The sequence below is a fragment of the Streptomyces sp. NPDC020983 genome (genome assembly GCF_044333485.1).
Taxonomy (GTDB): Bacteria; Actinomycetota; Actinomycetes; order Streptomycetales; family Streptomycetaceae; genus Actinacidiphila.
In genome coordinates, this window is sequence record NZ_JBIRRA010000018.1 from 77,508 (window position 1) to 102,748 (window position 25,241).

23 protein-coding genes and 3 pseudogenes are annotated in these 25,241 nt (G+C 70.8%); 11 read left to right on the plus strand and 15 right to left on the minus strand.

Annotation, left to right across the window (positions count from 1 at the left end; all coding sequences use genetic code 11):
* Positions 1 to 277: 277 nt before the first annotated feature.
* Both ACH4SE_RS32100 and ACH4SE_RS32105 read left to right on the plus strand, forming a co-directional pair.
* Entirely contained in the window at positions 278 to 535 is a 258-nt protein-coding gene (locus ACH4SE_RS32100) for a hypothetical protein (RefSeq protein ID WP_398547057.1), read from the plus strand.
* A 366-nt stretch (positions 536 to 901) separates the two neighbouring features.
* Complete coding sequence (locus tag ACH4SE_RS32105) at positions 902 to 1,264, plus strand: hypothetical protein (protein WP_398547058.1); 363 nt, start codon at positions 902 to 904, stop codon at positions 1,262 to 1,264.
* Between the two features lie 57 nt (positions 1,265 to 1,321).
* On the opposite strand, the gene ACH4SE_RS32110 is transcribed toward ACH4SE_RS32105, so the two are convergent.
* From ACH4SE_RS32110 to ACH4SE_RS32130, 5 genes are all read right to left on the minus strand, one after another.
* Positions 1,322 to 2,620, minus strand: coding sequence for an SLC13 family permease (locus tag ACH4SE_RS32110; protein WP_398547059.1), 1,299 nt, complete (start codon positions 2,618 to 2,620; stop codon positions 1,322 to 1,324).
* A complete protein-coding gene (locus tag ACH4SE_RS32115; RefSeq protein ID WP_398547060.1) occupies positions 2,617 to 3,081 on the minus strand; it encodes a CBS domain-containing protein in 465 nt (154 codons plus the stop codon). Before ACH4SE_RS32115 ends, ACH4SE_RS32110 begins: the two co-directional genes overlap by 4 nt.
* Complete coding sequence (locus tag ACH4SE_RS32120) at positions 3,068 to 4,399, minus strand: cation:proton antiporter (protein WP_398547061.1); 1,332 nt, start codon at positions 4,397 to 4,399, stop codon at positions 3,068 to 3,070. The genes ACH4SE_RS32115 and ACH4SE_RS32120 overlap by 14 nt, the downstream gene beginning before the upstream one ends.
* Positions 4,400 to 4,471: 72 nt before the next feature.
* A complete protein-coding gene (locus ACH4SE_RS32125; RefSeq protein WP_398547062.1) occupies positions 4,472 to 4,621 on the minus strand; it encodes a hypothetical protein in 150 nt (49 codons plus the stop codon).
* Positions 4,622 to 4,685: 64 nt separating this feature from the next.
* Complete coding sequence (locus ACH4SE_RS32130) at positions 4,686 to 5,345, minus strand: TetR/AcrR family transcriptional regulator (RefSeq protein ID WP_398547063.1); 660 nt, start codon at positions 5,343 to 5,345, stop codon at positions 4,686 to 4,688.
* Positions 5,346 to 5,444: 99 nt separating this feature from the next.
* On the opposite strand from ACH4SE_RS32130, the gene ACH4SE_RS32135 reads away from it, so the two are divergent.
* Positions 5,445 to 6,098 carry a CatB-related O-acetyltransferase gene (locus ACH4SE_RS32135; protein WP_398547064.1) on the plus strand — a complete coding sequence of 218 codons (654 nt, stop codon included), beginning with the start codon at positions 5,445 to 5,447 and terminating at the stop codon, positions 6,096 to 6,098.
* A gap of 380 nt (positions 6,099 to 6,478) precedes the next feature.
* Here the strand turns inward: ACH4SE_RS32135 and ACH4SE_RS32140 are convergent, their stop codons facing one another.
* Positions 6,479 to 7,252: a class I SAM-dependent methyltransferase gene (locus ACH4SE_RS32140; protein WP_398547065.1), complete on the minus strand. Its 774-nt coding sequence runs from the start codon at positions 7,250 to 7,252 to the stop codon at positions 6,479 to 6,481.
* A 95-nt stretch (positions 7,253 to 7,347) separates the two neighbouring features.
* A complete protein-coding gene (locus ACH4SE_RS32145; protein ID WP_398547066.1) occupies positions 7,348 to 8,145 on the minus strand; it encodes an alpha/beta fold hydrolase in 798 nt (265 codons plus the stop codon).
* Positions 8,146 to 8,182: 37 nt separating this feature from the next.
* Between ACH4SE_RS32145 and ACH4SE_RS32150 the strand changes: the two genes are divergently transcribed.
* From ACH4SE_RS32150 to ACH4SE_RS32160, 3 genes are all read left to right on the plus strand, one after another.
* Positions 8,183 to 8,827: a TetR/AcrR family transcriptional regulator gene (locus tag ACH4SE_RS32150; protein ID WP_398547067.1), complete on the plus strand. Its 645-nt coding sequence runs from the start codon at positions 8,183 to 8,185 to the stop codon at positions 8,825 to 8,827.
* Positions 8,828 to 9,508: 681 nt separating this feature from the next.
* Positions 9,509 to 10,270, plus strand: coding sequence for a hypothetical protein (locus ACH4SE_RS32155; RefSeq protein ID WP_398547068.1), 762 nt, complete (start codon positions 9,509 to 9,511; stop codon positions 10,268 to 10,270).
* Between the two features lie 521 nt (positions 10,271 to 10,791).
* Positions 10,792 to 11,457 (plus strand): hypothetical protein, encoded by a 666-nt coding sequence (locus ACH4SE_RS32160; RefSeq protein WP_398547069.1) that lies wholly within the window; start codon positions 10,792 to 10,794, stop codon positions 11,455 to 11,457.
* Positions 11,458 to 11,743: 286 nt separating this feature from the next.
* On the opposite strand, the gene ACH4SE_RS32165 is transcribed toward ACH4SE_RS32160, so the two are convergent.
* The 3 genes from ACH4SE_RS32165 to ACH4SE_RS32175 all read right to left on the minus strand — a co-directional run bounded on the left by ACH4SE_RS32165 (position 11,744) and on the right by ACH4SE_RS32175 (position 14,873).
* Entirely contained in the window at positions 11,744 to 12,229 is a 486-nt protein-coding gene (locus ACH4SE_RS32165; protein ID WP_398547070.1) for an SRPBCC family protein, read from the minus strand.
* 193 nt (positions 12,230 to 12,422) lie between these two features.
* Positions 12,423 to 13,016 carry an SRPBCC family protein gene (locus ACH4SE_RS32170; protein ID WP_398547071.1) on the minus strand — a complete coding sequence of 198 codons (594 nt, stop codon included), beginning with the start codon at positions 13,014 to 13,016 and terminating at the stop codon, positions 12,423 to 12,425.
* A gap of 885 nt (positions 13,017 to 13,901) precedes the next feature.
* Positions 13,902 to 14,873 (minus strand): N-acyl homoserine lactonase family protein, encoded by a 972-nt coding sequence (locus ACH4SE_RS32175; protein WP_398547072.1) that lies wholly within the window; start codon positions 14,871 to 14,873, stop codon positions 13,902 to 13,904.
* A gap of 249 nt (positions 14,874 to 15,122) precedes the next feature.
* Between ACH4SE_RS32175 and ACH4SE_RS32180 the strand changes: the two genes are divergently transcribed.
* The gene (locus tag ACH4SE_RS32180) at positions 15,123 to 15,671 is read left to right on the plus strand and encodes a TetR/AcrR family transcriptional regulator (protein WP_398547073.1); all 549 of its coding nucleotides are present in this window, start codon (positions 15,123 to 15,125) and stop codon (positions 15,669 to 15,671) included.
* Between the two features lie 343 nt (positions 15,672 to 16,014).
* On the opposite strand, the pseudogene ACH4SE_RS32185 reads toward ACH4SE_RS32180, so the two are convergent.
* Positions 16,015 to 16,140: pseudogene (locus tag ACH4SE_RS32185) on the minus strand (IS5/IS1182 family transposase); the annotation flags it as partial.
* A gap of 30 nt (positions 16,141 to 16,170) precedes the next feature.
* Positions 16,171 to 16,455: pseudogene (locus tag ACH4SE_RS32190) on the minus strand (hypothetical protein); the annotation flags it as partial.
* Positions 16,456 to 16,647: 192 nt separating this feature from the next.
* Here ACH4SE_RS32190 and ACH4SE_RS32195 point away from each other — a divergent pair.
* Positions 16,648 to 16,995 (plus strand): winged helix-turn-helix transcriptional regulator, encoded by a 348-nt coding sequence (locus ACH4SE_RS32195; protein WP_398547074.1) that lies wholly within the window; start codon positions 16,648 to 16,650, stop codon positions 16,993 to 16,995.
* A 306-nt stretch (positions 16,996 to 17,301) separates the two neighbouring features.
* Here the strand turns inward: ACH4SE_RS32195 and ACH4SE_RS32200 are convergent.
* Both ACH4SE_RS32200 and ACH4SE_RS32205 read right to left on the minus strand, forming a co-directional pair.
* Positions 17,302 to 17,595: pseudogene (locus tag ACH4SE_RS32200) on the minus strand (DUF6000 family protein); the annotation flags it as partial.
* Between the two features lie 310 nt (positions 17,596 to 17,905).
* Complete coding sequence (locus tag ACH4SE_RS32205) at positions 17,906 to 18,259, minus strand: VOC family protein (protein ID WP_398547075.1); 354 nt, start codon at positions 18,257 to 18,259, stop codon at positions 17,906 to 17,908.
* Positions 18,260 to 18,587: 328 nt separating this feature from the next.
* On the opposite strand from ACH4SE_RS32205, the gene ACH4SE_RS32210 reads away from it, so the two are divergent.
* The 3 genes from ACH4SE_RS32210 to ACH4SE_RS32220 all read left to right on the plus strand — a co-directional run bounded on the left by ACH4SE_RS32210 (position 18,588) and on the right by ACH4SE_RS32220 (position 21,376).
* Positions 18,588 to 19,148 (plus strand): carboxymuconolactone decarboxylase family protein, encoded by a 561-nt coding sequence (locus ACH4SE_RS32210; protein ID WP_398547076.1) that lies wholly within the window; start codon positions 18,588 to 18,590, stop codon positions 19,146 to 19,148.
* A gap of 379 nt (positions 19,149 to 19,527) precedes the next feature.
* Entirely contained in the window at positions 19,528 to 20,091 is a 564-nt protein-coding gene (locus ACH4SE_RS32215; protein WP_398547077.1) for a histidine phosphatase family protein, read from the plus strand.
* A 337-nt stretch (positions 20,092 to 20,428) separates the two neighbouring features.
* A complete protein-coding gene (locus ACH4SE_RS32220; RefSeq protein WP_398547078.1) occupies positions 20,429 to 21,376 on the plus strand; it encodes a helix-turn-helix domain-containing protein in 948 nt (315 codons plus the stop codon).
* A gap of 64 nt (positions 21,377 to 21,440) precedes the next feature.
* Here the strand turns inward: ACH4SE_RS32220 and ACH4SE_RS32225 are convergent, their stop codons facing one another.
* Positions 21,441 to 25,076, minus strand: a complete 3,636-nt coding sequence (locus ACH4SE_RS32225; RefSeq protein ID WP_398547079.1) for a S8 family peptidase — start codon at positions 25,074 to 25,076, stop codon at positions 21,441 to 21,443.
* Positions 25,077 to 25,241: the final 165 nt, after the last annotated feature.

Sequence of the window (25,241 nt, forward strand, 5' to 3'; positions counted from 1 at the left end):
AGGTACGGTCCTGGGCTGCACCCCTGGCGTATGAGGAGTGACTGGGGTCCGTGACCCACCTCCCTCACACACCCACATCGGCCTGAGCTGCGGAGCCGAGCCGGCGCTTCGGTCCGCCCGGCGCGGTGCCGCCGGCCCTGCTTGTCGGCCACAGGGGTGATGTGGGGTGGCGCCGGCTGCGCGGACGGGTAGGTGGCTGACGTACCACCAGGCACGTTCCCACGAACCGTCGCGCATCAGCTTCCGCGGGTGCGCCGCCCGAGAGAAAGAGGCCCCCATGCGTAAGTTGCTCGGCGCGCTGTCAGTGCTCGCTGCCACCGCGATCGTGCCCCTGACCGGCATCGTGGCGACGGCTCCGGCCGCTCACGCCAGCGTCAGCGAGTGCTCCGAGTTCATGGCGCAGTTCGGGGCCGGCGAAGCGTGCGTCGTAGGCGCCAGGGAAGGCGCGGACGCGTGTGTGAAGGTCGCACGGGATGACTTCGGCGTTCCGGAATTCCTCTCACGGCCTTCGTGCGAGCTCGCAACGCGCAACTGAATCCACCTGCGGTACGGACCCGCCCAGGGCCGGCCTGGACACAACTTCCCGGCCGGTCCATGACGTCCGCCCACGTGTCCGCGCACACTGCGGTGGACCCACATCTCGGGCCGCTGCCGCACTGCGGACATCCTCCGCGCTGCGCGACCGGCAGCACGACTCCCCCACCACCGGCAGCATCATCGGACTGGCCCACAGCCTGCTCCGCTTCGTCACCGCTCTCGTGGCCGGCTCCGACGACCGCGGCTACGTCGCCGCCACCTTGGAACGCCTGCGCGACGAGGACTCCGCGCCGCCGGCTGACAGCCGGGGTCCCTTCCGGCCGGGCTGCGGCTACTCGATCGCGGCCGACGCCGTGTTGTGCCGGTGTCCCGCCGGTACCGCCTGGTCGCCTGGCGGGCCCGGGAGCTGCGCCGTGCCGTCCTGGTGGAGCGCCATGTCCGCCGGGAGCTGGTGGTGAGCGTGCGTGGGGAACCCGGTGCGCAGCGGACCGCGGGGGTGGGTCTGGTCCTGGCTGATCTGGTGTCGTCGGCGCCGGGGCAGGCCCGTACCGATCTCGCCGGTACTGATCAGACCGTGGGGATCGGCGGGGTCTTCGCCTCGGTCGCGGCCCTTGCGCAGGGGCGCCACACGCGGGTGACGGTGCATCGGGCCAGTGCCGGGCAGCGGGCCGTGCTGCGCCGGTACGGCCTGGGCCGTCTCCTGCGCTGCAGCGACCAGGTCCCCTGACCGCGGCCGTGGGGGGCCGCTGCGGTGCGGGGTTCGGGCGGTGGCCTCACGAGCCGGTTAGGCGAGGGCGAAGTAGCGCAACCACAGGTAGGCCGCGGTGACGGCGAGGGTGGCGGCGGTGACGATCAGGCCGTAGCGGGTGAACTGCCAGAAGGTGATGGGCTGGCGGGCGCGCTCCGCGATGCCCAGGACGACGACGTTGGCGGACGCCCCGATCGCGGTGGCGTTGCCGCCCAGGTCGGCGCCGGCGGCCAGCGCCCACCACATGACGTGGTGCTTGTCGCCGCCGAGGTGGTGGACGAGGTCGGCGGTGACCGGGGCCATGGTGGCCACGTAGGGGATGTTGTCCACCACGCCGGACAGCACACCGGAGGCGCCGAGCATCAGCATCGACCCGCCGAGTTCCTTGTCGCCGACCGCGCCGGCCAGGGCGTCGGAGACGTGTCCGATGACGCCGGTGTCGATCAGGCCGCCGATCATGACGAACAGCCCGGCGAAGAACGCCAGGGTCGGCCACTCCACCTCCGACAGGACCTCGTTGGTGTCGGCGGCGGAGACGGCGACCAGCAGCCCGGCGCCGAGCAGGGCGACGATGCTGGGGGCGAAGTCCAGGACCGGGTGCAGGACGAAGCCGGCGATGACCAGGGCCAGCACGGCCAGGCCCTGGACGAGCATGCGCCGGTCGCGGATCGCCTCGCGTTCGTCGAGAGCCATGACCTCGGCAGCGCGCTGCTCGTCAAGGGTGAACGCCGCGCGGAACATGACCCTGGCCAGGGCGATCAGGACCAGGACCAGGACGGCCGACAGTGGGGCGACGTTGACGAGGAAGTCGTTGAAGGTCAGGCCGGCGCGGCTGCCGATGATGATGTTCGGTGGGTCGCCGACCAGGGTCGCTGTCCCGCCGATGTTCGAGGCGAACACCTCGGCGATCAGGAACGGCGCGGCGGGCAGCGCGAGGCGCTCGCACACCAGCAGCGTGACCGGGGCGACGAGCAGCACGGTGGTGACGTTGTCCAGCAGCGCGGACGCCACCGCGGTGATCACGATCAGCATCACCATCACCCGGAAGGGGCGGGCCCGGGCGCGTTTGACCGCCCAGATCGCCAGGTATTCGAACAGCCCTGTGCGCTTGAGCACTCCGACGATCATCATCATGCCCATCAGCAGGAAGATGACGTTCCAGTCGATCCCGGAGTCCACGGAGTAGAACGCCGAGGTGTCGTCGGTCGCGCCGACCAGCAGCATCAGGCCGGCGCCGCCCAGGGCGGCGGCGACCCGGTGGATCTTCTCGCTGATGATCAGCGCGTAGGTGCCGGCGAAAACGGCGACGGCGGCCCAGGCGTGCCAGTCGTTCATGTCACCTCGAGAAGTCGGTCCAGCAGGTGGGCGGCGGTGATCACGCCGAGCAGGCGGTCGCCGTCGGCCCGGTCGACGACGGCGACCAGGGGGCTGCGCTCGCGGGCCATCAGCGCGGCCACTTCCAGCGCGGTGTCGTCGGCGTCGGCGACCGACGCCTTGGTACGGTCGCGTGGTTCGCGCGGCAGGGCGTCCGCGACCGACCGGCCCGCCAGGGTCTGGCACAGCCGGTCGGCGTGGTGTTCGTCGACGACCGCGGCCAGGGCGGGGTCCTCGATGACGTAGGCGGGCACCAGAAGCTTGACCAGCCGGGAGGCGGGCAGGACCGCGTAGGGTGCGCCGTCCGCGTCGATCACGAGCACCCCGGGCAGCTTCTGGGTGGCCAGCATCCGGGCCGCTTCCAGGGCGTCGCTGTCGAGTGTCACTGTCGGGTAGTCGGTGGCGAGGTCAGATGCGCGCATCGCCGGTCTCCTTCGTGTCGGCCGCGGGCATCGGCGCCCGGGCGTCATCAGAAGTCTCACCCCGCGCCGGGCCACCACCGGCTGCGGCGACACCACCGACTGCCGTCCTGTCGCCGCCGGGGTCCGGGTCGTCGTCGGGAATGCCCACCAGGTCCTCCACATCGAACATCCGGGCAATGGGCACGTCGGTGCTGGAGTGCGCCACGATCGAGAACGCGATGCACACCGCGATCAGCGTGTAGGCCTGCCGGCCGTGCGGGATCCCGGCCTGCAGCACCAGCAGGCCGTAGACCACCGACGCAAAGCCCTTCGGTCCGAACCACGCCGCGGTCAGCTTCTCGCGCCGGTCGACACCCGTTCCGGCGAGCGAGACCAGCAGCGAAGCAGGACGGATCAAGACGATCGCCAGCACCACCGCGACGTAGCCGCCGATCGACAGGTCCCCGAACAGACCGGGGGTGAGCAGGGAGCCGAAGACCAGCAGCGCGGCGAACTTGGACAGCTCCGCCAGCGCCTCCCCCAGCGGCTCGAACGTCTTCTTCGACTCCGGTGACACCGAGGCCAGCACCGCTCCGGCCGAGAACGCCGCCAGGTAGGGGTTGGCGTGGGTCAGGTGGCACGCGGCGTAGAGGATCACCCCGGTCGCCAGCGGCAGCAGCGGCTGCAACTTCGGCTCCGCACCCAGCAGCGGCACCCGTACCAGCAGCGCGACCACCAGCGGCAGCACCACGCCCAGCGCGAGCCCGCCCACCAGTTCCAGGGCGATCTTGGACAACGACGCATCGGCGCCGCCCGCGGTCGGTCCAGCCATCGCGATCAGCAGCAGCACCACCGGCAGTGCCAGGCCGTCGTTGAGGCCGCTCTCCACATTCAGCAACTGCCGCAAGCGGGCCGGGACCTCCCGGCGGCCCACGATCGCCGAGGCGAACACGGGATCAGTCGGCGCCAGCACCGCCCCCACCAGGAACGACGTCGTCCAGTCCAACCCCACCAGGAAGTGCGTGATCACCGCCATGCCCGCGAACGCCAAAGGCATCCCCACCCCGAGCGCACGCACCGGATTGCGCCAGGCGGCACGCAGCGAAGGGAAGGAGACATGCTGGCCGTCGGTGAACAACACCGTGAACAGCGCCAGGTCCGCCGTGATCGCCACGATCGGGCTGCCGGGGTGGATGTGGACCAGGCCCAGGGCGCCGTCACCGACCAGCGCCCCACCCAGCAGGAACAGCAGGGACGTGGAGAGCACCGAGCGGGCCGCCAGACCCGACAACAGCACCGCCACCAGCAAAGCCGTCCCGAAGACGACAATGAGCACCACGGCAGGCCCCCGATCAGCGAAGAGAGTTCTCTCGTACCGCCGACCAGGCTTCCCGGCACACCGGAGCCCAATTTACACGATCATTACCTGGATGAGCAGGGAGGGAACTCCCGCGCTTACCGGCGGCAGCGCCGCCCCGAGGAGCCACGCCAGCGGCAGCGCCGCAGCCTCGATCAGCAGGCCCGCGCTGGAGGCGGCCTGCTCGCGGACCCGGGCGCGCACGCCCGCCCGACAGTCCCGCGTGGCCTCTTCCTCCAGCGCCGCTCGCAGCGCCTTCTGGCGGCTCCTACACGCTTGCGTTTGCTCCCCGTCTCCTCGATCGCACGCTCTCTTCCCGGCGGACGGAGAAGGCGCCGCCGGCTGCCGCGAGGACTGCCGCCTCCGCAGCCCGCTCCGGGAGTTGCGGGTCCGGATCTGCGCGCAGGAGCACCAGTTGGTGGTAGAGCGGCGCCGTGGCGGCGATCAGCAGGCTCCGCGCGTCCGCGTGGTGTGCGGGGAGTTCACCGCGCTCGACGGCGCGCTCGACGAGAATCTCGCACTGGGCGTACCGGTCCGTCCACAGCCGCGTCTGCGCCCGGGCGGCCTGTTCGGAGTGGAACGAGGCGGCCATCAGGGCGACGGCGAGCGACGGCTGCACGAACAGGGATTCCTGGATCTCGTGGTTGAGGGCCGTCAGATCGCCGCGCAGGGATCCGGTGTCCGGCGGCTGCCAGTCGATTTCGCCGGCCGCGGCGATGACGTCGGCAAGCAGGCCGCCGACATCGCGCCAGCGGCGGTAGACCGTGGCGCGGTGCACTCCGGCCCGTGTCGCGACGCCCTCCATCGTGAGTCCTTCGTGACCGCGTTCAGCGAGTTCGGCGCGCACCGCATCGAGAACCTGGGCGCGGATGCGGGCGGTGCGACCGCCAGGACGGCGATCCGTCCTTGTCTCCAGTGGGTCTGTCATCGGCAATCAGTATCCGGTTGATGAAGGCGGCAGGGCCGTGCCAGCATCTTAACGCGACAGCTGTCGCTCTGGACTCACTGGAGAGGAACCGCCTCCGCGATGCCGCCCGTTCCTGCTGATCCCACCGTGCTCCACCCGATGCCCGAGCACCCGCGCGTGGTGCTGCTCAAGCCGCTCGTGACGTCGCCGCTGATCGAGGTCGGTGACTTCTCCTACTACGACGATCCGGACGACCCGACCGCGTTCGAGACGCGCAACGTCCTGTACCACTACGGTCCCGAGCGGCTCGTCATCGGCAAGTACTGCGCGCTGGGGACGGGCACCCGGTTCGTCATGAACGGCGCCAACCACCGCATGGACGGTCCTTCCACCTTCCCGTTCCCGACCATGGGGGGCTCCTGGGCGGAGCACTTCGACCTGATCAGCGACCTGCCCGGTCGGGGCGACACCGTCGTCGGCAATGACGTGTGGTTCGGTCACGGCGCCACGGTCATGCCCGGTGTACGCATCGGTCACGGCGCGATCATCGCCGCCGGGGCCGTGGTCACCGGCGACGTCCCCGACTACGGCATCGTCGGCGGCAACCCCGCCCGGCTCATCCGGACCCGCTACGACGCCGCGGACATCGCCCGGCTCCTCGCCGTGGCGTGGTGGGACTGGCCCCTGCAGCACATCACCAGGCATGTACGGACGATCATGTCGGGGACCGTCGCCGACATGGAAGGGGCCGCCGCGCAGATCGAGCGCCCCTGACACCGCGCCCGAGTCGCACCGCCCGCACCCGTCCCGCGCCAGGAACGGGTGGGCCCGTGGTACGGCGCCACGGCACCCCGGCGCGCACGCGCCACCGAATCCCGCCGGTCAACCGCCCTTCGGTACGGATCGGCGGACGCCCAGGCTTCCTGCCGACCGGCGGCAGCGGCCCGAGCGCCGTCCACTGAGCGTCGGTCGGGTGGTGGCGTGCGAAAGCAGGTGCCGTCTCCACCCGAGGTCTCCGTGCAGGTGAGCGTCTTCCTGGTCGACGACACCACCCGCTGGAGACCTCGTTCGCATGGAGGCTGCGACACGCACCAGCGATCAGACGGTGACCAGCCGTCTCACACCTCGCGCCACCTGAACGCGCTCTGGGGCCCTCAGCCGTCCGGGTGCAGCCGCGCCTTCCAGATCTCCTCGCTGGGCCACCGGCGCGCCCAGGTCGCCGGGACGTTGCCGAAATCCCGCTCCGGCCGCTCCGGCGCCTGGATCTCGATCAGGTCCTCGATGACGAAGCCGCATGAACGCAGCAGTCTGACCATGTCGCCGTGCGGCAGGTGGAACTCGACGGCGGTCTCGTCTCCGACCTGCCGCAGCCCGAACTGCGCACGCCGCAACACCGCCTCGACCTGTCCGCCGACCTGCGCGCACAGCCCGACGAGCGGCGAGCGGCGCAGGAAGACCAGGCGGCCACCCGGTCGAAGCACCCGCGCGGCGTGCGCGATCCACCGGTACGGATCGCACCACAACGACGCCCCGTACTCGCTGACGGCCAGGTCGAAGGAGCCGTCACAGAGCGGCAGCCGCTCGGCGTCGGCGAGCACAAGCGGAAACTCGAGGCCGAACTCCAGCTGCATCGCCCGGGCCGTGGCCAGTTGCTCGCGCGAGATGTCGACACCGACCGGACGGGCTCCGGCTCGGGCCAGCCACGCGGAAACGTACCCTGTGCCGCAGCCGAGCTCGACCGCGTCGAGCCCGGCCACCCCGCCGCCGAACACGGTCACCTCCGCTTCAGGCGACTGCCACAACCCCCAGGCGGGCTCATGCCTGCTCCAGTGCTCCCGGGCCAGCGGACCGTGCCAGCCGGCCGCCGACTCGTCCCAGTGCCGCCGGTTGCGTTCCACATGATCGTCGGATGAATCCACGGATGCCATCCGACCTTGCACGCGCGCCCTCGGGCAAGGGGATTTCCTGACATGCGGCCGGCACCGTCACGCCACAAGCCTGCTTCCCGAACCTGCCCTGGCCGTCAGCACCGGGCCAGGCGGTCGAGGAATCGGCCAAGCTCTGCGGGCGCATGGATGTGGGCGAGATGGCCCTGGCCCGGAAGTACCTGGACGTGGGGCTGATCGACGCGGCGCCGGATCTCTTCGAATGGCGTCCCGTAGGGGCCTGAGCCGAGGTTGGCCTCACCGATGACGAGGTCGATGTGCTTCGCGCGCCGCGCGAGCATGTCTGGAGCCTGCGACGCGTTGAGGGCGGCCAGCTCCGCGTGAAGCGGTTCGCTCAAGCGCCGCAGCGTCGACCAGCCCTGCCGGTCCGCGCGCAGGGCCTGGACGTGGTCGCTGGGGAATCCCGAGATGTGCATGTTGACGATCTCGACGCTCCGGTCCCAGTCCTGGTCGACCGCGGCCGCCGCCAGCGCGGGCAGCGCGTCGCGCGCGAAGGGACGGATGACGGGTTCGTACGCGACAACCTGCTGCACCGGACGTTCGTCTGTTGCCATCAAGGCGATCAGTCCGCCGTAGCTCCAGCCGAAGAGTGCTTCCGTGCCCTGCAACTCGTCCAGAACCGCCACCAGGTCCGCGATCTCCGTCCGGAGCGTGTAGGTGGGGGTCAGCGGCCCAGACGGTGTACGCCCGCGCCGGTTGACGACGGCGACTGACGGCCAGGCGTGGATCTCACGGGCGATGTGGCGCCAGGCGTGGGCGTCGCTCATGACCCCCGGCACCATCACGAGGCCCGGGGCGTCCACCTCTCCGTAGACGTCGATCGTGACCCAGCTGTCCGAAGAGACGGCCACCGTTTTCTGCATCGCTCGCTCCATAACCCGATTATGGAGCGACTGCTCTACAATGCAAGTCATGCCCAACCCGCGCCCCAACCCGCACCCTGGCCGGCCCCGCGCCTTCGACCGGGAGCAGGCCGTCCTCGCTGCCGCATGCCTCTTCTGGAAGAGCGGCTACTCGGGCACATCGACGCGGGCCCTTACCCACGCGCTCGGCATCTCCACGTCGAGCCTCTACGCCGCCTTCGGCAGCAAGGCGGGGTTGTTCGAGGAAGCGGTAAGGACCTACGCCGAGCGCTACCGCGAGATCTACCGGCAGGCCGTCGGTGAACGCGACATCCACGTGGTCGTCGACCGTATCCTGACCCGCTCGGTCCAGGAGTTCACCCAGCCCGCCGATCGCCACCCCGGATGCCTCGTCACCAGCGCGGTGCTGGCCGACAGTGCGGAGACGATCGACGTCCGCACCTACATCGCCGATCTCCACCGGGACAACGAGCACACGCTCCTGACCCGCATCCAGCGAGCGGCGGGGGAAGGGCAGTTGCCCGTCGGCGCCTCCGTGAGCGCGCTCACCGGACTCGTCCAGGCCGTCTGGCACGGTCTGTCTGTCCAGTCCAACCTCGGCGTCCCTCGTGACGAACTCCTTGCCGCAGCGGATCTCGCGATCCGTCAGTTCGCCGGGCGCTCGTCGGCGGATGCCTCGCCGGAGACCGCCTGATCATCCACCGTCGTCATCCCGACACCCTTCTCCGCCTTGACCAGGAACCGTATCTGGGCTTGCGCGGACTTCGGGATGTGGCGGGTCGCGGTGCTCGCGGCTGCTCGCGCCAGCGCGTCTTCGATCTCGCCGACGGCCTACTCCCCGTCGTCCAGCATGTCGTCGCCCTTGATGTGCCAGGCGGGGTTGTGCTGAGCCTCCAGGAGCGCCACAGCCCAGAACAGCTCTCTGGTGCGGGACGCCGAGCCGTGACGTGCCGGGTGTCGGCTTCCCGCCGCAGTTCTACGGCAGGACGTCGGCGGGAGGGTTCGGCGGCAGCGCCTGTCGGCCGGCGTTCAGCCCTCTCCGACAGGAGCTGATCGCATACTCGGCGAGGAAGTGGGGATGGAGCCGGACACGTCCGCGCCGGACGGGTGAACAAGCATGCGAAGCCACTGGTGGAGACGGCTCTCTTGGCCGAAAACCTGAACCAGGGGCTTCGCCACGTTGTCACCCCACCTGCACACCGCTACCAGCAGGTTGGAGACGGCTCACTGCCGCCGACCTTGTGGCCCGCCTCGGGGCGGTCACAAGCGGCGCGGGAGTCGGGATGCACCATGTCGATGGCGGCCTGAGAACCATGCGGGTAAGTTGGCGATCTTCGGATGGCAGAAGCTCCCGGAGTCCCTGAATGCGAACGCCATGACGAACCCCGACCAGCCTCCCGCACGACGTCGCCTCACTGCCGCGCTCGACGGCCTTGCCGCCGCCTTCGTCGGGATGACAGCCCATCCCGACGAGCACAACTGCGAGTGCCATTGGGGCAGCGCCGAAGAACTCGCGCAGCTCAAGTTTCCGAATACGGAGCTGGACCTTGACCTCCTACGCCGCGTCTGGCAGGCCCCGGACTGGAACGACCACGCATTCGTACTACGCCGGATCCTGCCCCAGTTCGCCACGGCCCTCGTCGAAGGCTCCGTCGAGCCGCTCTTCGGCATGGAGGAAGCCGGCCGCGCGTTTGCTCGCGGTCATTGGCAGCAGTGGCCCACCGTGCAAGCCGAAGCAGTCAGGGGCTTCCTCCACGCCTGGTGGGCCGACACGCTAGACGATCCGGATCCGGCAGTCCCCGCGTACGAGGTCCTGGCATTGATCACCGAGGCATCTGCCACGCTCACCCCATGGCTCACCACATGGGAAACCCTGACTGACCGCCCGGCCGACGGCCACCTGGCCGAGGCGGCAGCACGATGGGAGTACGACCTGCTCGGAGACCAACTTCCCTGGCACTCCTGGGAGAACGAGGAAGAGACACGCACCGAGCTGACCGCCTGGCTGGTCCGCCATGCCCCTGCCCGGCTCCGGGCCCACGGCGTATCAGGTGAACTGCTCCACCGAATCCGGCTGCTCGGCCTCACCGGCGACGATCGCTGGGGGGACCCTCACTGGCCCGGCCACCGCTACTGATCTACCGAACCGCGCAGTACTCCCTACCTCAACGGATTTCTTCACGAGTGCGTTGGCACCAGAAGACACAGTTGCCCGGTCGCGCAGGACAACACCGGCAAGGCCCCGACGGCCGACCGCGGTACGGGCCAGGGCGACCATGTCAGCCACCCGCGCGGGAGACACGCGCCAGCCGGCCCCGGCAGCGGGTCGGGCCGCGCGCCCGGCTGCTGGTCGGGTGTTGCTCGTCCCGGGGAACGGGCACGGGCAGCCAGGTCCGGCCCTCATCCCCGGACAAGAACGCACCCCCGGCCCCGCACGCGGATGACAAGGAAACGCCGCTGCCGGCCACGCGAACAGCCCTGCCCGGCCGGGACGTTGCCCGCCGCCCCCCGTGCCCCTACTCTCCGATCTCCAGGCGATCCCACTCCCGCCCCCGCGTCCTACGCCGAGGCTCTCCCCACCCGGCGGATCCCCGTCCCGCCGGGGCCGGCCGAGGACAGCCGGGCACCTACCGGACCGGGCAGAAAGGAATTCCGGCCATGCGCCTGCTCATCCAGCGTGCCGCCCGGGCGGTGGCGACCATCGGGGTCGCGCTGCTCGCGCTCATCGGCCTCACGGCCGGCCCGGTTTCCGCGACCGTCACGCACGTCGTGGTCAGCGGGGCCGCCGTGAACGGCGCCTTCTCGGCGTCCACGAGCAACGCGGCCCTCACCGACTCCGTCACGGGCTTCACGATGCCCTGCTACTTCTCCGCCAGCCCGGAATACGCCGGCCAGACGCTCACCAACGGCACCTATACCTCCTCCCCGCCGCTCCCCCGGGCGGCAACCGTCACCTCGGCCTCGCTGATGTGCGCGCTCTCGTACACCTTCTACGGCACCCCTCAAGCCCTCCCCTGGAGTCTCAACCTCACCGGACCGACCGCTGCCGGAGGCCGGACCCCCGCCACCGTCAGCGGGCTGCGCGTCTCGCTGTCCGGGCTGCCCGCGCCGTGCAGTCTGACCCTCGCCGGAACGTCGGCCACCACAGGTGCCACGGTCGGCGGCTACTTCACCAACCCAGGTGGCCTGAAACTGGACGGCAGCGGCGATCTGCACATCTGGAACGCCGGCAACTGCGGCAGCTGGTTCAGCTCGGGCGACGCGGCCGCGCTCACCGGAGACTTCAGCGTCAACCCGACCTCGCTGGCGTTCACCGCCTCCTGAACAGCGGGCTTCTGCCGGCAGGTGTCAGCACGGAAATGCCAGGACGCACTGCGGATCACGCGTGAGCGCTGGCTCCAGCTGCGCGCCGGCCAGGTCCGCGACGAACAGCACCAAGGCCACTGCGAAACAAGCCTCGGGGCACAACGTCGCGGTCCAGGCGGCCGAGACCGCCGAGGGCGCGCGCGGTGTGCTGGCTGCCCGCGCTGCTGACCGACGCGCACCACGCCCCCCGGCCGGTGGCCGGGGGGCGTGGTGCGTGGTGCGGCGGCTGCGTTCGAGCACCGTCCTACTGGTTCTCGGCTTCGGCCTTGAGCTGGCGCAGCCAGTCGGTCAGGGACTGTTCGAGAACCTGCCTCAGCTGTTCGGGCTGGGCCTGGACCACGGCACCGCTCCAGGACTCCTCGGTGTGGACGGTCACCACACCGTCGTGCTCTTCGAACGTCCACACGTGGATGCCGTCTATGCCGTGGGCGGGGCCGCCCCAGACGGTGCGCCTGCCCGGCACGATCTGGAAGAGGGTGGAGGTGATGTCGAGGCCGTGGGTGAGCCAACGGAAGCTGGCTCCGGGGGCCAGGGGGCCGGTGACGTCGACGCGCTCGACGTTGGTGTTCCACCGTGCCCATCCCGCGATGTCGGTGTGCAGGTCCCAGACGCGGCTCAGCGGGGCGTTGACGGTGGTGGAGACCCGCACGATCACGGGGGCGGTCTCGTCGACGGTGGTGACCGGTGCCGGCCGGAACTGCGGGGCGTCCGTGGTGGCGGTGGCGTTCATGGTGGTGTCCTCCAGGTGTGTGGAGCTGGTGCTGGCCGTGGGAGGGAGGTTGCGGGGCGGAATTCAAAGGCTCTGCCGGTGGCGCCGTCCCGGGTGGACCGGTCTGCACGGGGGGGGGCGATGAACGCGCAGGGCGTCCACGGCACCGGGTCCTTTGCCGGCTGATGCTGATGGCGGTGGGCGAGGCGGTCGGTCAGAGGCCGCTCTCGCTCTTGGTCTTGAGGTTGTTCACCCAGTTCTGGAGTGAGGTGTCGAGGGCTGCCTGCAGGTAGGCGGTGTTGGCCGCCACCGGGGCGCCGGTCCAGGACTCCTCGGTGCGCACGAGCACGCCGTCCTCGACGGGGGTGAAGGTCCACACGTGGATCGCGTCGATGCCCTGGGCGGGACCGCCCCAGGCCAGGCACGTGCCGTGCTCGACCTTCTTGACGGTGGAGGTGATGTCCAGGCCCTCGGTGGCCCAGCGGAACACCGACCCGGACCGCAGCGCGCCGGGGGTCTCCTTGACCAGCGAGGTGACGTTCGGCTGCCACGTGGGCCAGTTCTCGACGTCGGTCTGCACCTTCCAGACGGTCTTCAGCGGCGCGTGGACCACGGTGCTCTTGCGGGTGACCACGGGAGCGGTCTCGTCGGGGTGGACGCCGCCGCAAGTCAGCGACTGGCCGGAGGAGACGGCCTGCTGGTGGCTGTCGTGCGAGTGCTCGCCGGCGTGGCCGAATGCCAGAGCGGGCGTGGCGAGGACCACGACAGCGGACAGGGCGGCGAGCGGGACGGCGGTGAAAGCGCGCATGGTGTGTTCCTTCGAATGGAGCCGAGATGAGCACCCGGAAGACCGGGTGGAACCGAGTGGCCGTTATGGCCGCTCGCTTCTGTTAGAGACTATAACTATCGCTACAGACAAACACAACTCACGCGGTCGGCAGCACGCGGATCCCCGCGCGGCAGCAGCAGCCCGCCCTGTACGCGACGCTCGCGTACGGGTTGGCCGGGCCGGGCATGGCGGCGATGCACCCGTCCCCGGACGCCTGGCCTCTTCGATGCGCGCACGGGCGGTCAGGCGTCAGACAAGGACGCAGTGACCCCGCGCCGGAAACTGTGGGTCAGATCTGGAGGAACGGCGATGACGACGGGCCACGGGAGCGCACCGGCCGCGGCCCGACCGGAGCCGCCATCGCATGGGCCCACATCCAGGGCGCGGTGAGCCTCGAAGCCGGAGGCCACCACAGCGACATGGGCCACCGGCCCGGGACCCTGCCGGAAGCCGAAACGAACACCCTCGCCGACAGCTTCCGCCGCACCTGACCACCCCGCGTCACACGGCGACGCCCCATCACGAGATGCATCAGAGGGCGGCGGCCGCGAAGCCGCCGGACTGGCCACTCTTCGCCGAGTCGTTCACGCCGGACTGGAGCAGGGCGTCCGCCCGGCGCCCACGCCACCGCCACCGCCACCGAGCACGGGCCTGCGCGCCGCTCTGCGGACGCCTCAGAGGACCCGGTTCGCCGGAAGCGTCGCGGGCCGTACTCGATCAGCCCGCCGGAACGGCAACAGCACCGCAGCCTCAGGTGGCCGGCGATCAGGGTGCCGTACGTTCGCTCTTCCTCTTTACTCGTACTGCTCTGTGCGTTGGCCGGCGCGGTGGGGTGTGTCGGCTGGTGTGGTGGGGGGTGGGGGGTCAGGAGACCGCGCCGACGGGACCGCCGTCGGGGTCAGGGATGAAGCGGGGGCGACGGGCGGGGTTGAGTCGGACCGCCTCGTCGAAGGTGTCGCGTTCCCAGTCCTTGGCCCAGCGCGCGTCCTGGTCGGACAGTTCGCCGGTGGCCAGGCCGGCGGTCAGCCGCACGCCGTACTCGGTGTCGTCGTGCGCGGGGACGACGAGGAGGTCCGGGATGGCCCGGCGCAGCCACTGGATCCGGCGGATCGAGTCGACGTAGTGGTCTTCCCGGCCGATCTGGATGGCGCGTACGTCGTCGACGGCGAGGTGGCGGACGGTGTACATCGCGTCCCCGGTGAGCAGGAAGCGGTGGTCGACCAGGACGCTGGTGCTGCCGGGGCTGTGTCCGGGCGTCGGCAGGGCGATCACGCTGCCGTCGCCGAACAGGTCGGCCGAGCCGTCGAAGCCGCCGAGAGCGGGGCCGGTGAACTCGATCGGCCGCCAGTCGGTAATCGACTCGATCGACGGCGGGAACGCCAGCGGCACCAGGCCGAAAGCCTTCTCACCGCGTGCCGCGTACTCGTCCGCGCCCAGGTGGACCGGTGCGTGTCCGAGCAGGTTGAGCCCGCCGACGTGGTCCTCGTGGAAGTGGGTGACGATCACGGCGCTGATGTCCTGCGGCGTGTGACCGAAGCGGGCCAGCTGCGCGGTCAGGGTCTGGTCGGCGGGCAGGTCGTACTCGTCGACGTCCATCACGTGTTCCATGATCGAGCCGCGGTAGTACTCGACGTGCTCGGTCTGCTCGGGGCTGATCCCGGTGTCGACGAGTATCGGGCCGCAGACGGGGTGCTCCAGCAGGTAGGCGTGGATCGGCACCCAGATGAAGTGGTCCTTGTCGGTGACGAACTCGTCGAAGTCGGCGCCGGCCAGGCCACCGTAGAACTGCCCGAAGGGGACCTTGGTGCGGCCGATGCCCAGCGGATGGATCTTCATGGCGGGCCTTCCGGTCTAAACGTTGGAACGGGTCCGTTCCGTCGCAACGAAAGCTAACGCTCTCACCGATGGAACGCAACCGTTCCGTCGCGATAGCATCGAGGCATGGCCACCGGACGCGCACACCCGCCCCGCACCACCCCGACCCCTGAGTCCGGTCCGCGTACGGCCGGCGTGCGCGAGGACGCGCCGGCCGAGGGCGGGTCGAAAGACCGCAGACCTGCGGGAGCGGCGGTGTTCCAGGAGGCGGTGACCACCGCTATCACCGGCGCGATGTTCGACCAGCTGGCCGAGACCGGCTACGCGCGGATGTCGATGGACGCCGTGGCGCGGCGGGCGGGCGTGGGCAAGGCCGCGGTCTACCGCCGCTGGCCGTCGAAGCAGGCCATGCTGGTCGACGTGGTGGGGGCGGTGATGCGGGACAACCTGCCACGGGTGCCGGACACCGGTTCGCTGGCCGGCGACGTCCACGCGTTCCTCGACGTGATCGTCGCGCAGACCGCCGACCCCCGCGTCCGCCGGATCGTCCTGGACCTCCTGGTCGAGACCACCCGCACCACCGAACTCGCCACCGCGCTGCACACCGTCGTCACCCAGCCACGCCGCACCGCGGGGGCCGAAGTCCTCACCCGCGCGATCGACCGGGGCGAACTCTCCGCGGACCTCGACCGCGAACTCGGCCTCGACCTGCTCATCTCACCCCTGCTCACACGCCTGTTCGCAACCGCCGACCGCATCGACGAGGACTACCTCCCCCGCCTGACCACCGCGATCGTCAGCGCCCTCAGCACGTTGTGACCGCCGCCGTCGGGAGTGTCATGAATCAGGCCGAAGGGCCCGCCGCTACCGGGACCCCTCACGAACCCACTCCCCAGCGGCCACCCGCAGGCCCCCTCACGACAGCCACCCACCACACCCTCGCCTGGCGGTGCGCAGCGGGCGCGGACCGAGCCGTCGCTACCTGACAGACACCCTGGCGGGGTAGGTGATGGCGCGATCACCGCGGGGTGATCGATGCGATCGCCTGAACGTTCCCGACCCGATCGCAGCGGCTGCACCTGCCGGAGAGGTACGGCGACTGGCGAAGGCCGGCGCCGACGTGCCGCCCTTCGGGGCCACCGGGAACAGCGCGACGACCCTTGCTCCGGTTCGCGGTGCGGCGTCGGCGCCTGCCGAAGCCGTTCAACCCCGCGTGACTGCGTTCGACAACCCGCCTCCTGCCCGCCTGGACCGGGGCGGGGACTCCCCTCCGGGCGATCTCGCCGGCGGATCCGAGCTTTGGACGTGCGGGCGCGCTGTGTGTCAACGCTCCGGCCGAGATGAGGTCGACGCCCGTTTCGGCGATGGCGCGGACACTGTCGAGACGGACGGTGCCCGAGGCCTCCAGCAGGATCCGAGGAGCCTCGGCACGTCCGGCCCGGATCTTCACCACCTGCTCGATGTCGGCCGGCGGCACGTTGTCGACGTGGTTGCGGCCACCGCCGGCGGTCACCGCGTACTTGTCGAGGGCCCGCAGACCCGGCGCTGTCTTGCAGGTGTCCGGAATGCGGGCCTTGGTCGCGGCCCTCGGCGACGCCCGCACAGCGCACGGTGCGAGGCGTGGGCGGGTGGGCGGGTGGGCCCCAGGACGGTCACCGTCGTTTCGTTTTCCGACGCGATCGCCGATGGTACCGTTTCGATATTCGAAGCATCAATCCTGGAGGCTGGACCCCACGCCATGTCAACCCCCAAGCCTGGCAATCCGGTTCGTGGTTCGACCACCGGTCGCCCCCTCATGGCCGCACTCGACCTGTTCGGCAGGCGGTGGAGCCTGCGCATCATTTGGGAGCTGCGCGGGGGCGCCGTGGGGTTCCGCCCGCTGCAGAAGCAGTGCGACGACATGTCCTCGAGTGTGATGCGGCAGCGCCTGACCGAACTGGTGGATGCCCTCGTGGTTCACCAGCTACCCGACAGCCGGTACGAGCTCACTCCGCTGGGGCGGGATGCCTGCCTCGCACTCGGCCCCCTCGTCCAGTGGTCGGAGCGCTGGGCGGCGATGCTCGACCCGGAACCGGCGCACCACAACGGCGGGCGGCCCGGCACCGTGGGCGGCGGGATGCCCGAGCGGGATTCTGCCGGCTGATACCCGTGCGGCCCGGGTGACGGCGCGCTCGAAACTCCGCCGGCACTTGGCAGGGCTTGGGTCGGACATGGCTGTCGGACTGAGCGGGTGGGAGGGAGTGGCATGGCATCTGATCGCAATGGCGACGCAGTCTTTTTGCGTGCCGGCGTCGAGCGCATGGCGGACGTGCTGAGCATGTTGGATGAAGCAACGACGACGGCCCGGTCACCTGGGTCAGCCGATACGGGTTGGGCCTCGCTGCTGGATGAGTGGCGCGTCACAGCCGCGATCCGATGGCCGCGGCCAAGATCCGTGACGTGGCTACTCCGCGCAGCAGACCTCGCTCTCCAGCAGCAGCGCTCCCAGACACTCCCGGAAGTGGTCGCGGCGCGAGACGGCGGCAAGCCATGCCGCGGTGCGCCGTTCCCGCCAGCTGCCCTCGAAGAGGGTGGTGAGCTCGGCGTCGGAGACAGCCTTCGCATCAGCGGCCAGGGCATGAACGAACGGCTCGTACTCCTCGCGCGGCATACGAAGTACCGCTCCGCCAAGCTTCAGGTAGCGGCGCGCCGGGAGGCAGTAGCGGCGGTACAGAGCCTGTATCTCGGGATCGTGGCGGATCACCACCCCATCCTCTCGCGACGAGCACGCGGCTGAGGGCGTGGGGCGGAATACGCCTGCAAGGTCCCCGGGACGGGTGGGACACAACCTGGGACCCAGCCCGGCTGAGCAGGGTTTTCGACAGCAGAAGGTGTGCCAGAGCCTGGGAAATGACGTCACGGCGTGAGACGGCCCGCCGCCCGTGAGGGTGCGGGCCGTCGAGCAGGAACCGGTGCGTGATGTCCTGTGCCAGCGAAGGTCGTCGGTCAGGGGTGACCTGACCTGCGTGTCAACGAGGCGGACGTCGGGGCATGGACGGTTGCCCGGTCTCCGCTCAGCTCTTACGCTCCCCCAGGACGCAGAACTCGTTGCCCTCCGGGTCGAGAAGAGTCACCCAGCGCTGCCCGTCCTGCACGGTGTCGACGCGCCGGGCACCGAGGGAGAGAAGCCGGGCGACCTCAGCCGCCTGGTCGTCGGGGCGGAAGTCGGGATGGAGCCGGTTCTTCGAGGTCTTGCCTTCGGGGACGGGCACGAAAAGCAGACCCGGCATCCGGTCCGGCTCAGGCCGGATCTCGATGATCTCCTCGGATTCGTCGACCACCACCCAGCCGAGAGCCTCGGCCCACCAGCGCCCGAGAGCGACCGGATCCGCGGAGTCGACGATGATCTGTTCCCATTCCAGTGCCATGGGTCTGAGCATAGGCAGATCGGCGGCCCACCCCGCGAGGCCGCCACTCGGAGCGACGAGCCGGCATCCACGAAGCCTTCCCCGAACTCGCCATCTGCCTGATCGTCCTGCGACACACCAACTCATTGTGTCAGCCGTTGTTTGCCCGGTCCCGAAGGGTGCGCCGCGTGGAGCGCCGCCCGGGCATCGGGTGCATCCACTGCCGGGCGCCCTGAACCGGATCCTCGTACCGGTGAGCCCGGCCGAGTCGTTCCCGCTTCCACGCCCCCTCCTTGCGCTTCGAGTTTCGAAGCACCATAGTGATTCGAAAACCGAAACAGGAGGTGCCGTGCCGCGCATCGAACCGCTTACCCCGCCGTACCCGGCGCCCATCGACCAGGCACTGCGCCGATGGATGCCGCCGGGCGTGACACATGAGCCGCTCACACTGTTCCGGGTACTGCATCGCAACCCCGAACTCGCGTCGCGCATGTTCGCCTTGGGGTCCGGCCTGTTGACTCACGGACTGCTTCCCGCCATCGACCGCGAGATCATCATCGCCCGAGTAACCGCACGCACAGGCTGCGCCTACGAATGGGGTGCACATGCCGCGACCCTTGCCCGGCAGACCGGACTGACCCAGGAACAGCTCCAGGCCACCACCGACATCCACACCGCAACCACCACCACCTGGTCGCCTCGCCATGCGGCACTGCTCAACGCCGTCGACGAACTGCACGACACAGCGCAACTCTCCCAACCCGCCTGGGACGGCCTGACCGCCCACTACGAAGACGCCCAACTCCTGGAGTTCCTCGTGCTGGCCGGCTGGTACCGAACCATCAGCTATCTGGCCAACGGGCTCCTCCTTGAGGAAGAGCCCTGGGGTGCCCCGTTCCCGGCGCAATGAGCCCTTTCCAGCTTCTGGTCCGGGCAGGACGCTCCGTCCCGGTCGGCGCCTGCGTGCGGCCCCTCCCCGACGGCGCCCTCACCCTCCCGGCCCAGCTCAGCTCCGTGGACGGCGCCACCCAGCTCACCGCCACCGTCCCCGCTCCCGGATCAGGCCGCCGGTCCGTCCGGCGACCTCGGCCCCGATCGTCGGCGACGGGTCCAACGGGACACCTATGGTCGTCCAACGCCGCCGCACAAAAGGGCAGTTGGTGGGCCACACCACCGTGCGAGACTGTCGGCGGCGGGAGGGGCGCGAGCCGTGGTGCTGCCTGCGGACGGGTGTGTGCCACAGCCAGTGGTCCTTTGTGGAGCGGACGTGCGAGACCGGGAGTCATGCCATGGCAGTCCAGATCGTCTACGAGACACACGCCCTCACCACCGACAACGAAGCCGGCATCTCCACCGGCGGGCTCCCCGGCCGGCTGTCGGCCGAGGGCGTCCGCGAGGCGCTCGACCTCGGCGAGCGGCGGCGCCACGAGGACATCGCCGCCGTCTACACCTCCGACCTGCACCGCTCCGTGGAGACCGCCCGCATCGCCTTCCCCGGCGGCCGGCCCCCGATCCATCAGGACCCGCGTCTGCGCGAATGCGACTACGGCGACCTCAACGGCAGTCCGTCCGCCCTCGTCGACGCCGAGCGGGCCCGGCGTATCGACACCCCGTTCCCCGGCGGCCGGAGCTACCGGGAGGTGCTCGATGCCACGGAGTCCTTCCTGCGGGACCTGCTCCGCCACCAGGACGGCCGGCGCGTCCTGGTCATCGCCCACACAGCGAACAAGTGGGCCCTGGACTGCCTCCTGACCGGCGCGTCCCTGCCCGGCCTGCTCGCCGCGCCCTTCGCGTGGGAGCCGCACGGCTGGTGCTACACGCTGCCCACGGGCTGGGGCGCTCCCCCGTCATGACGTCGTTCGAACGGCGCCGCCCCGTCCTCGTCCATGCCCCTCCCCACCTCGGAAAACGGTGACGCGACGGGCGCAAGGGGGCGGACGCCGCCCCTCGCGAGCGGATCGCCACACGCACAGGGCAGTCACCGACCACGGCCCACGACCACCTGCAGCGTCTGCGACGCCGTGGTGCGCGACACGTCCGGGACAGCGGCCATCTCCTTGCGCGTCAGGTGGATCCGGCCCCCGGCCCGCGCGGGAGGCCGCCGGCGAGGTGCCTGCCAGGCGGGCGGAAGCGGGTGCGACACTTCGGGGAAGCCGTGTGGCGCGGGTGGACGGACAGGTGGGGGCGGGAGTGAGCCTGGAGGATCTCGGACTCACGGCGGATGAGGATGCCGTGTACCAGGCGCTGATAGGGCTGCCGACCGCCCGGTACGAGCGCATCGCGGAGATCGTGGCCCTGCCGGGCGAGCGGACCAAGGGCGCTCTCCGCGCCCTGGTGGCAAGGGGGGTCGTCGTGAGGCCGGCCGACGGACGGGGGTACGCAGCCGCTCCGCCTGCGGTTGCCCTGGGCGCCGAGCTCGCGGCGCGCAGGGAGCGGGTGCAGCGCGCCGAGCTCACGGTGGCGCGGCTCGCCGAGACGTACCGGATGGTGACCGCGGACCGGGCCCAGCGCGAACTCGTGGAGATCGTGGAGGGCACCGAGGCCATCCGCACCCGTTACCTCCAGCTCCAGCTCTCCGCGCAGCACACCATCGACATCCTCTCCGCGGGGGAACCGGGAGCGGTCACCCCCGCGGACAGCGAGGAGGTGACGGCCATCTCCCGTAACGTGCGGGTGCGCGCGGTCATCGACCAGGGATTCCTGCGGGAGGCGGGTGCCGCGGAGAACGTGGCCCAGTCGCTGGCCGCCGGTGTCCATGTGCGTACCGTCACGGAGGTGCCGTACAAGCTGATCCTGGGTGACGGCTCCGTGGCGATGCTGCCGCTGCACGGCCGCGGTGCCGGTGTGAACCCCGCGGTCGTGCTGCGCGGTGGACTGGCCCACGTGGCACGGGAGTTGTTCGAACAGGTCTGGGAGCGCGGGCGGCCGTACCAGGAGGAGCCGCATCCGGGTATCGACCCGGTCGACGCCCACATCCTCCGGCTGCTGCTCGCGGGACTGACCGACAGCGCGGTCGCCGGGCAGTTGAAGATGTCGGCACGTACCGTGCAGCGCAGGCTCCAGGCCCTGATGACCCGCGCCGAGGCGACCACGCGCCTTCAGCTGGGGTGGTACGCCCGGGATCACGGGTGGGTGTGACGGCCCGGGTGGGCCGCGGGGACGTGTGGCGGGCCGGCGGCCTGCCCGCCACACGTGCCCGGGCTCACGACAGGGTGACCGCCGCGACGACGTCCTGCCGGACGAAGAGGCCGCCCGGCCCCGCAGCCATGGCGCGCAGGGACAGCGACCCCGCCGTGGGCGGGATGCTCAGCACCGCCGACCAGCGGCCGTCGCCGACTGGCCTCAGCTGCGCCTCCTGCCAGGTCGCGCCACCGTCGTAGGACGTCTGGAGGGTGGCTGACGTGGCAGCGATGTCGCCGGTGTAGGTGGCCGAGTGCAGCCCGAGTTCGAGGCGGTGCCCCGCTCGCGCCCGGCCGTTCAGATCGGTGTCGACGTCGTAGGAGAGGTCGAGGAGCGGCAGGTCGGCGCGTGCGGCGGGGCCGGACGGCAGCGGCGTGTAGTCGAAGCCCCAGGTGGTGCTGGTCCGCGCGGATCCCGGCCAGGCGGAGGTCGAGCGCGTTCCTGTTGCCACGAGCGTGTACGGGCCCGCCGTCATGGCGGAGGCGCGTCCGGACTGGGCGTTGAACGCGGCCACCGGCGTGTCGCCGCGGTAGAGGGTGGTCTTCCTGGTCCCCCCTCCGGTACCGACGTGGCCGTCGTCGCCGCCCGACCACATGGCGACGTTCCAGTTCAGAGTGTTGCTGCTGGTGTAGTACGGGACGTACGTGCCGCCGCCGAAGCGCGGCGCCTGTACCGGCTTGAACCACTGCTCGTCGTAGCGCCGCCCCGGCGCGTACGACGCCTCCTGGCCGCGCTCGAAGTAGCCGGCGGCGGCGCCCAGGCCTTCGTGTTGCTCGTACCACGAGCCCGTGTCCGCCGTGCTGCCGGTGACGTACTCGGCGGTGGTGCGGGCGTAACGCTCGTAGGAGTCGCCGCCGAGCCCCGGGCTCCAGGCGGGAATGAAGTAGCGGCCGCCGAAGCCGAGCGTGCCGTCCGCCGCGTAGAAGGAGTTGTCGATGCGGGCCAGTTCGCTGTCCTTGGGCGTGTAGACCAGCGGCCTGTCGGGGATGGAGCCGTCGAACTTCTGGACCAGGTCGTAGGTGTAGTCCGGGTACTGCCGCTGCGTCACGCGCAGCGTGCCGGTGCCGGACCGCGCCTCGGCCGTCAGCTGTGCCCCTTCGTCCTGCTCGACGGACGCGACGGTGAGGCCGTCGGCACCCAGGTAGCTCTCGGAGAGGCGGCCGCGGGTGTTGTTGGCCACGAGCAGCATCGCGGCTCCTGAATCGGCTGCCGCCTGGGCGCGTTCGGTGGCGGTGACATCGGCGCTGCGGTCGATGACCACGGCTTTGCCGCGCGCGTCCACGCCTACGTAGTCGGAGGCGGCGCCCCGGCCGGCGTACACGGTCCTCAGGGTGCGGGTGCCGTCGTGGTAGGTGGTGCCGGGCTGGGCGGTGAGTGTGACGCCGTGTCCGGTGCCCGTCGTGGCGTCGAGTGCCTTCTCCCGTAGCTTCGAGTGGACGAAGGCCCGCATCGAGCCGTCGCTCACCGTGCGCGTCGGCGAGAGGTAGAAGGAGTCGTACGCGGCCGGCAGCAGATCGGAGCTGGTCCAGCCGCCGGCCGGAGCGCTGCCGTATGTGCGCTGGAGGCCGAACACGACCTCGGACGTGTCGCTCTCGCGCTTCGGCACCGACGACACCTTACGCGCCTTGGTGGCGTCGAGGTCCGCGATCCCCGCGGCGTGGCCCTTGCCGAGCGTGATGTCGTCGGAGATCAGCAGCGCCTCGCCGAGCGAGCCGGAGCTCTCACCGGGCACGTCCACGTAGGACGTGGCGGTGTAGGTGCCCGGGGGCAGGCGCAGGGTGGTCTCGCCGGCGACGTCGACGTACCGGGGTCCGGACCAGGCCGTGGAGTACAGGGCCACGGTGTCCGTGAGCGGTTTGCCGTCGCGCCCCGTCACCTTGATCGCGCAGTCGTACATCTCGGCTTCCTTGAAGAGGGCGAAGCCGGTGTGCGCGGCCACCGTGCCGGCGGCGGTGTCGGTGGCGAGGACCTGGCCCGAGAAGGTGGTGCCAGCGGGAACCTTCGAGGGGTCGAGGGTCAGTGTCACTTCGGCGGTGCCGTTCGCCGGCACCGCCACCGAGGACGCCGAGAGGGTGTAGGCGTCGTCCCCGGTGTCGAGGGACAGTCCCAGGACCACGTCCGCGTCACTGTCGTTGCGGTAGGTGATGGTACGTGCGGTGGCCTTCGCATCGGCGTTCGGCCAGTCGTAGGCGGCCGCCCCGACGGAGCCCGTGGCCTCGATCGACGAGCCGGTGGCCGCGGCGGCGTCGACGCGGCCCGTGCCGACCTGATAAGGCGATTGACCGGTTCGGTCCGACGTCGACATCAGCGCGTCCTTGAGTCGCTGCCCGGTCCAGTCCGGGTGGCGCTCCTTCAGGATCGCGGCGGCGCCGGCGACGAGCGGCGTCGCCATCGACGTACCGCTCAACGTGCGGTACAGGCCACCGGTCCAGCCCGGCACCGACTGGGACGCGGCGGCCGTCACGTTCACCCCGGGCGCGGAGACATCCGGCTTGAGGCCGTGGCTGCCGGTCAGCGGGCCCTGGCTGGAGAAGTCCGCCCGCTGGTCGTGCGCGTCGACGGCGGCCACGGTCAGCGCGGAGGCCGCGGCCCCCGGGGAACCGACGGTGCCCGGGTCGTACGCGTTCCCCGCGGCGATCACGAACAGCGGTCCGCCGCCGGCGGACAGCTCGTCGACGGCCTCGGACATCGGGTCGGTGCCGTCGGAGCCCTCGGGAGTGCCCAGGCTCATGGACACGATGTCCGCGCCCTGCGCCGTCGCCCACTCCATCCCGGCGATGATGGAGGACTCGTCGCCGCTGCCCGCGTCGTCGAGCACCTTGCCGACCAGCAGGTGGGCGCCCGGGGCCGCGCCCTTCTCCTTGCCGCCGGACGCGGCGCCGGTGCCGGCGATCGTGGAGGCGGTGTGCGTGCCGTGGCCGTGGCCGTCGTCGACGGTCTGGCCGGGCACGAAATTCGCGGTCGCGTCGATCTGGCCGGCCAGATCGGGGTGGTCGAGGTCCACGCCGGTGTCCAGGACGGCGACCTTGACGCCCTTGCCGTCGTAGCCCTGCTGCCAGGCGTCTGTGGCCTTGATCTGCGCGGTCTGGTCGGCGAGCAGTGCCTTCACATGGCCGTCGAGCCACAGCTTGCCCATTCCGCCGTTCAGCGTGCGTGGCGCGGAGCCAGGCGCGATGGCCTTCCAGAACGTACGGGCGTCGTCCTTGCCGGCGCGCAGGACGGTCGCGTCGATCGACGTGAGCGTGCGCAGGGACGTGGAGCCCTTGGGCGCGGCCGGGGGGCGGGCGGAGCGGCCGTTGCCCGCGGCGGTGGCGATCAGTGGCAGGAAAGCGGCGTGTGCGTCGTCGTACCCCATGGCCACCAAGGTGGTGAGGTCGAACAACCGTGGGTCCAGCTTGCCGGCGGCGAGCAGCGGCATGGCCTGCCGGGGGACGACATAGGTGTCACCGCCGTGGGTCTGGACCTGTACCCCGCCGGTGCTCCCGTCGGCGGGGTCGACCGTGACGAGGTCCTGGGCGCCCGGCACGTCCGTGAAGTGCACGTGGTTGCCGGTGACCAGGGTGACGTCGTAGGACGGGCCGACGGCGGCCGGATCGCCTGCCGCCGGCCGAGCGTCCGCCGACGCGGTCGACACTCCCGGCCATCCGATGAGTGCCACGGCGAGCGCCGTAGCAGCCGGGAGGTACCGGCGTCTTGAGAGGGATCGCATGCCACGGGTCTATCGGGCGCCCGATCGCCGTGACCAGCGGAAACCGTGGCGAACAACCGACATGACGAAGACCGGACCTCGCCATCGCGCAGGACGGTCGCGGTGGGCGTGCGG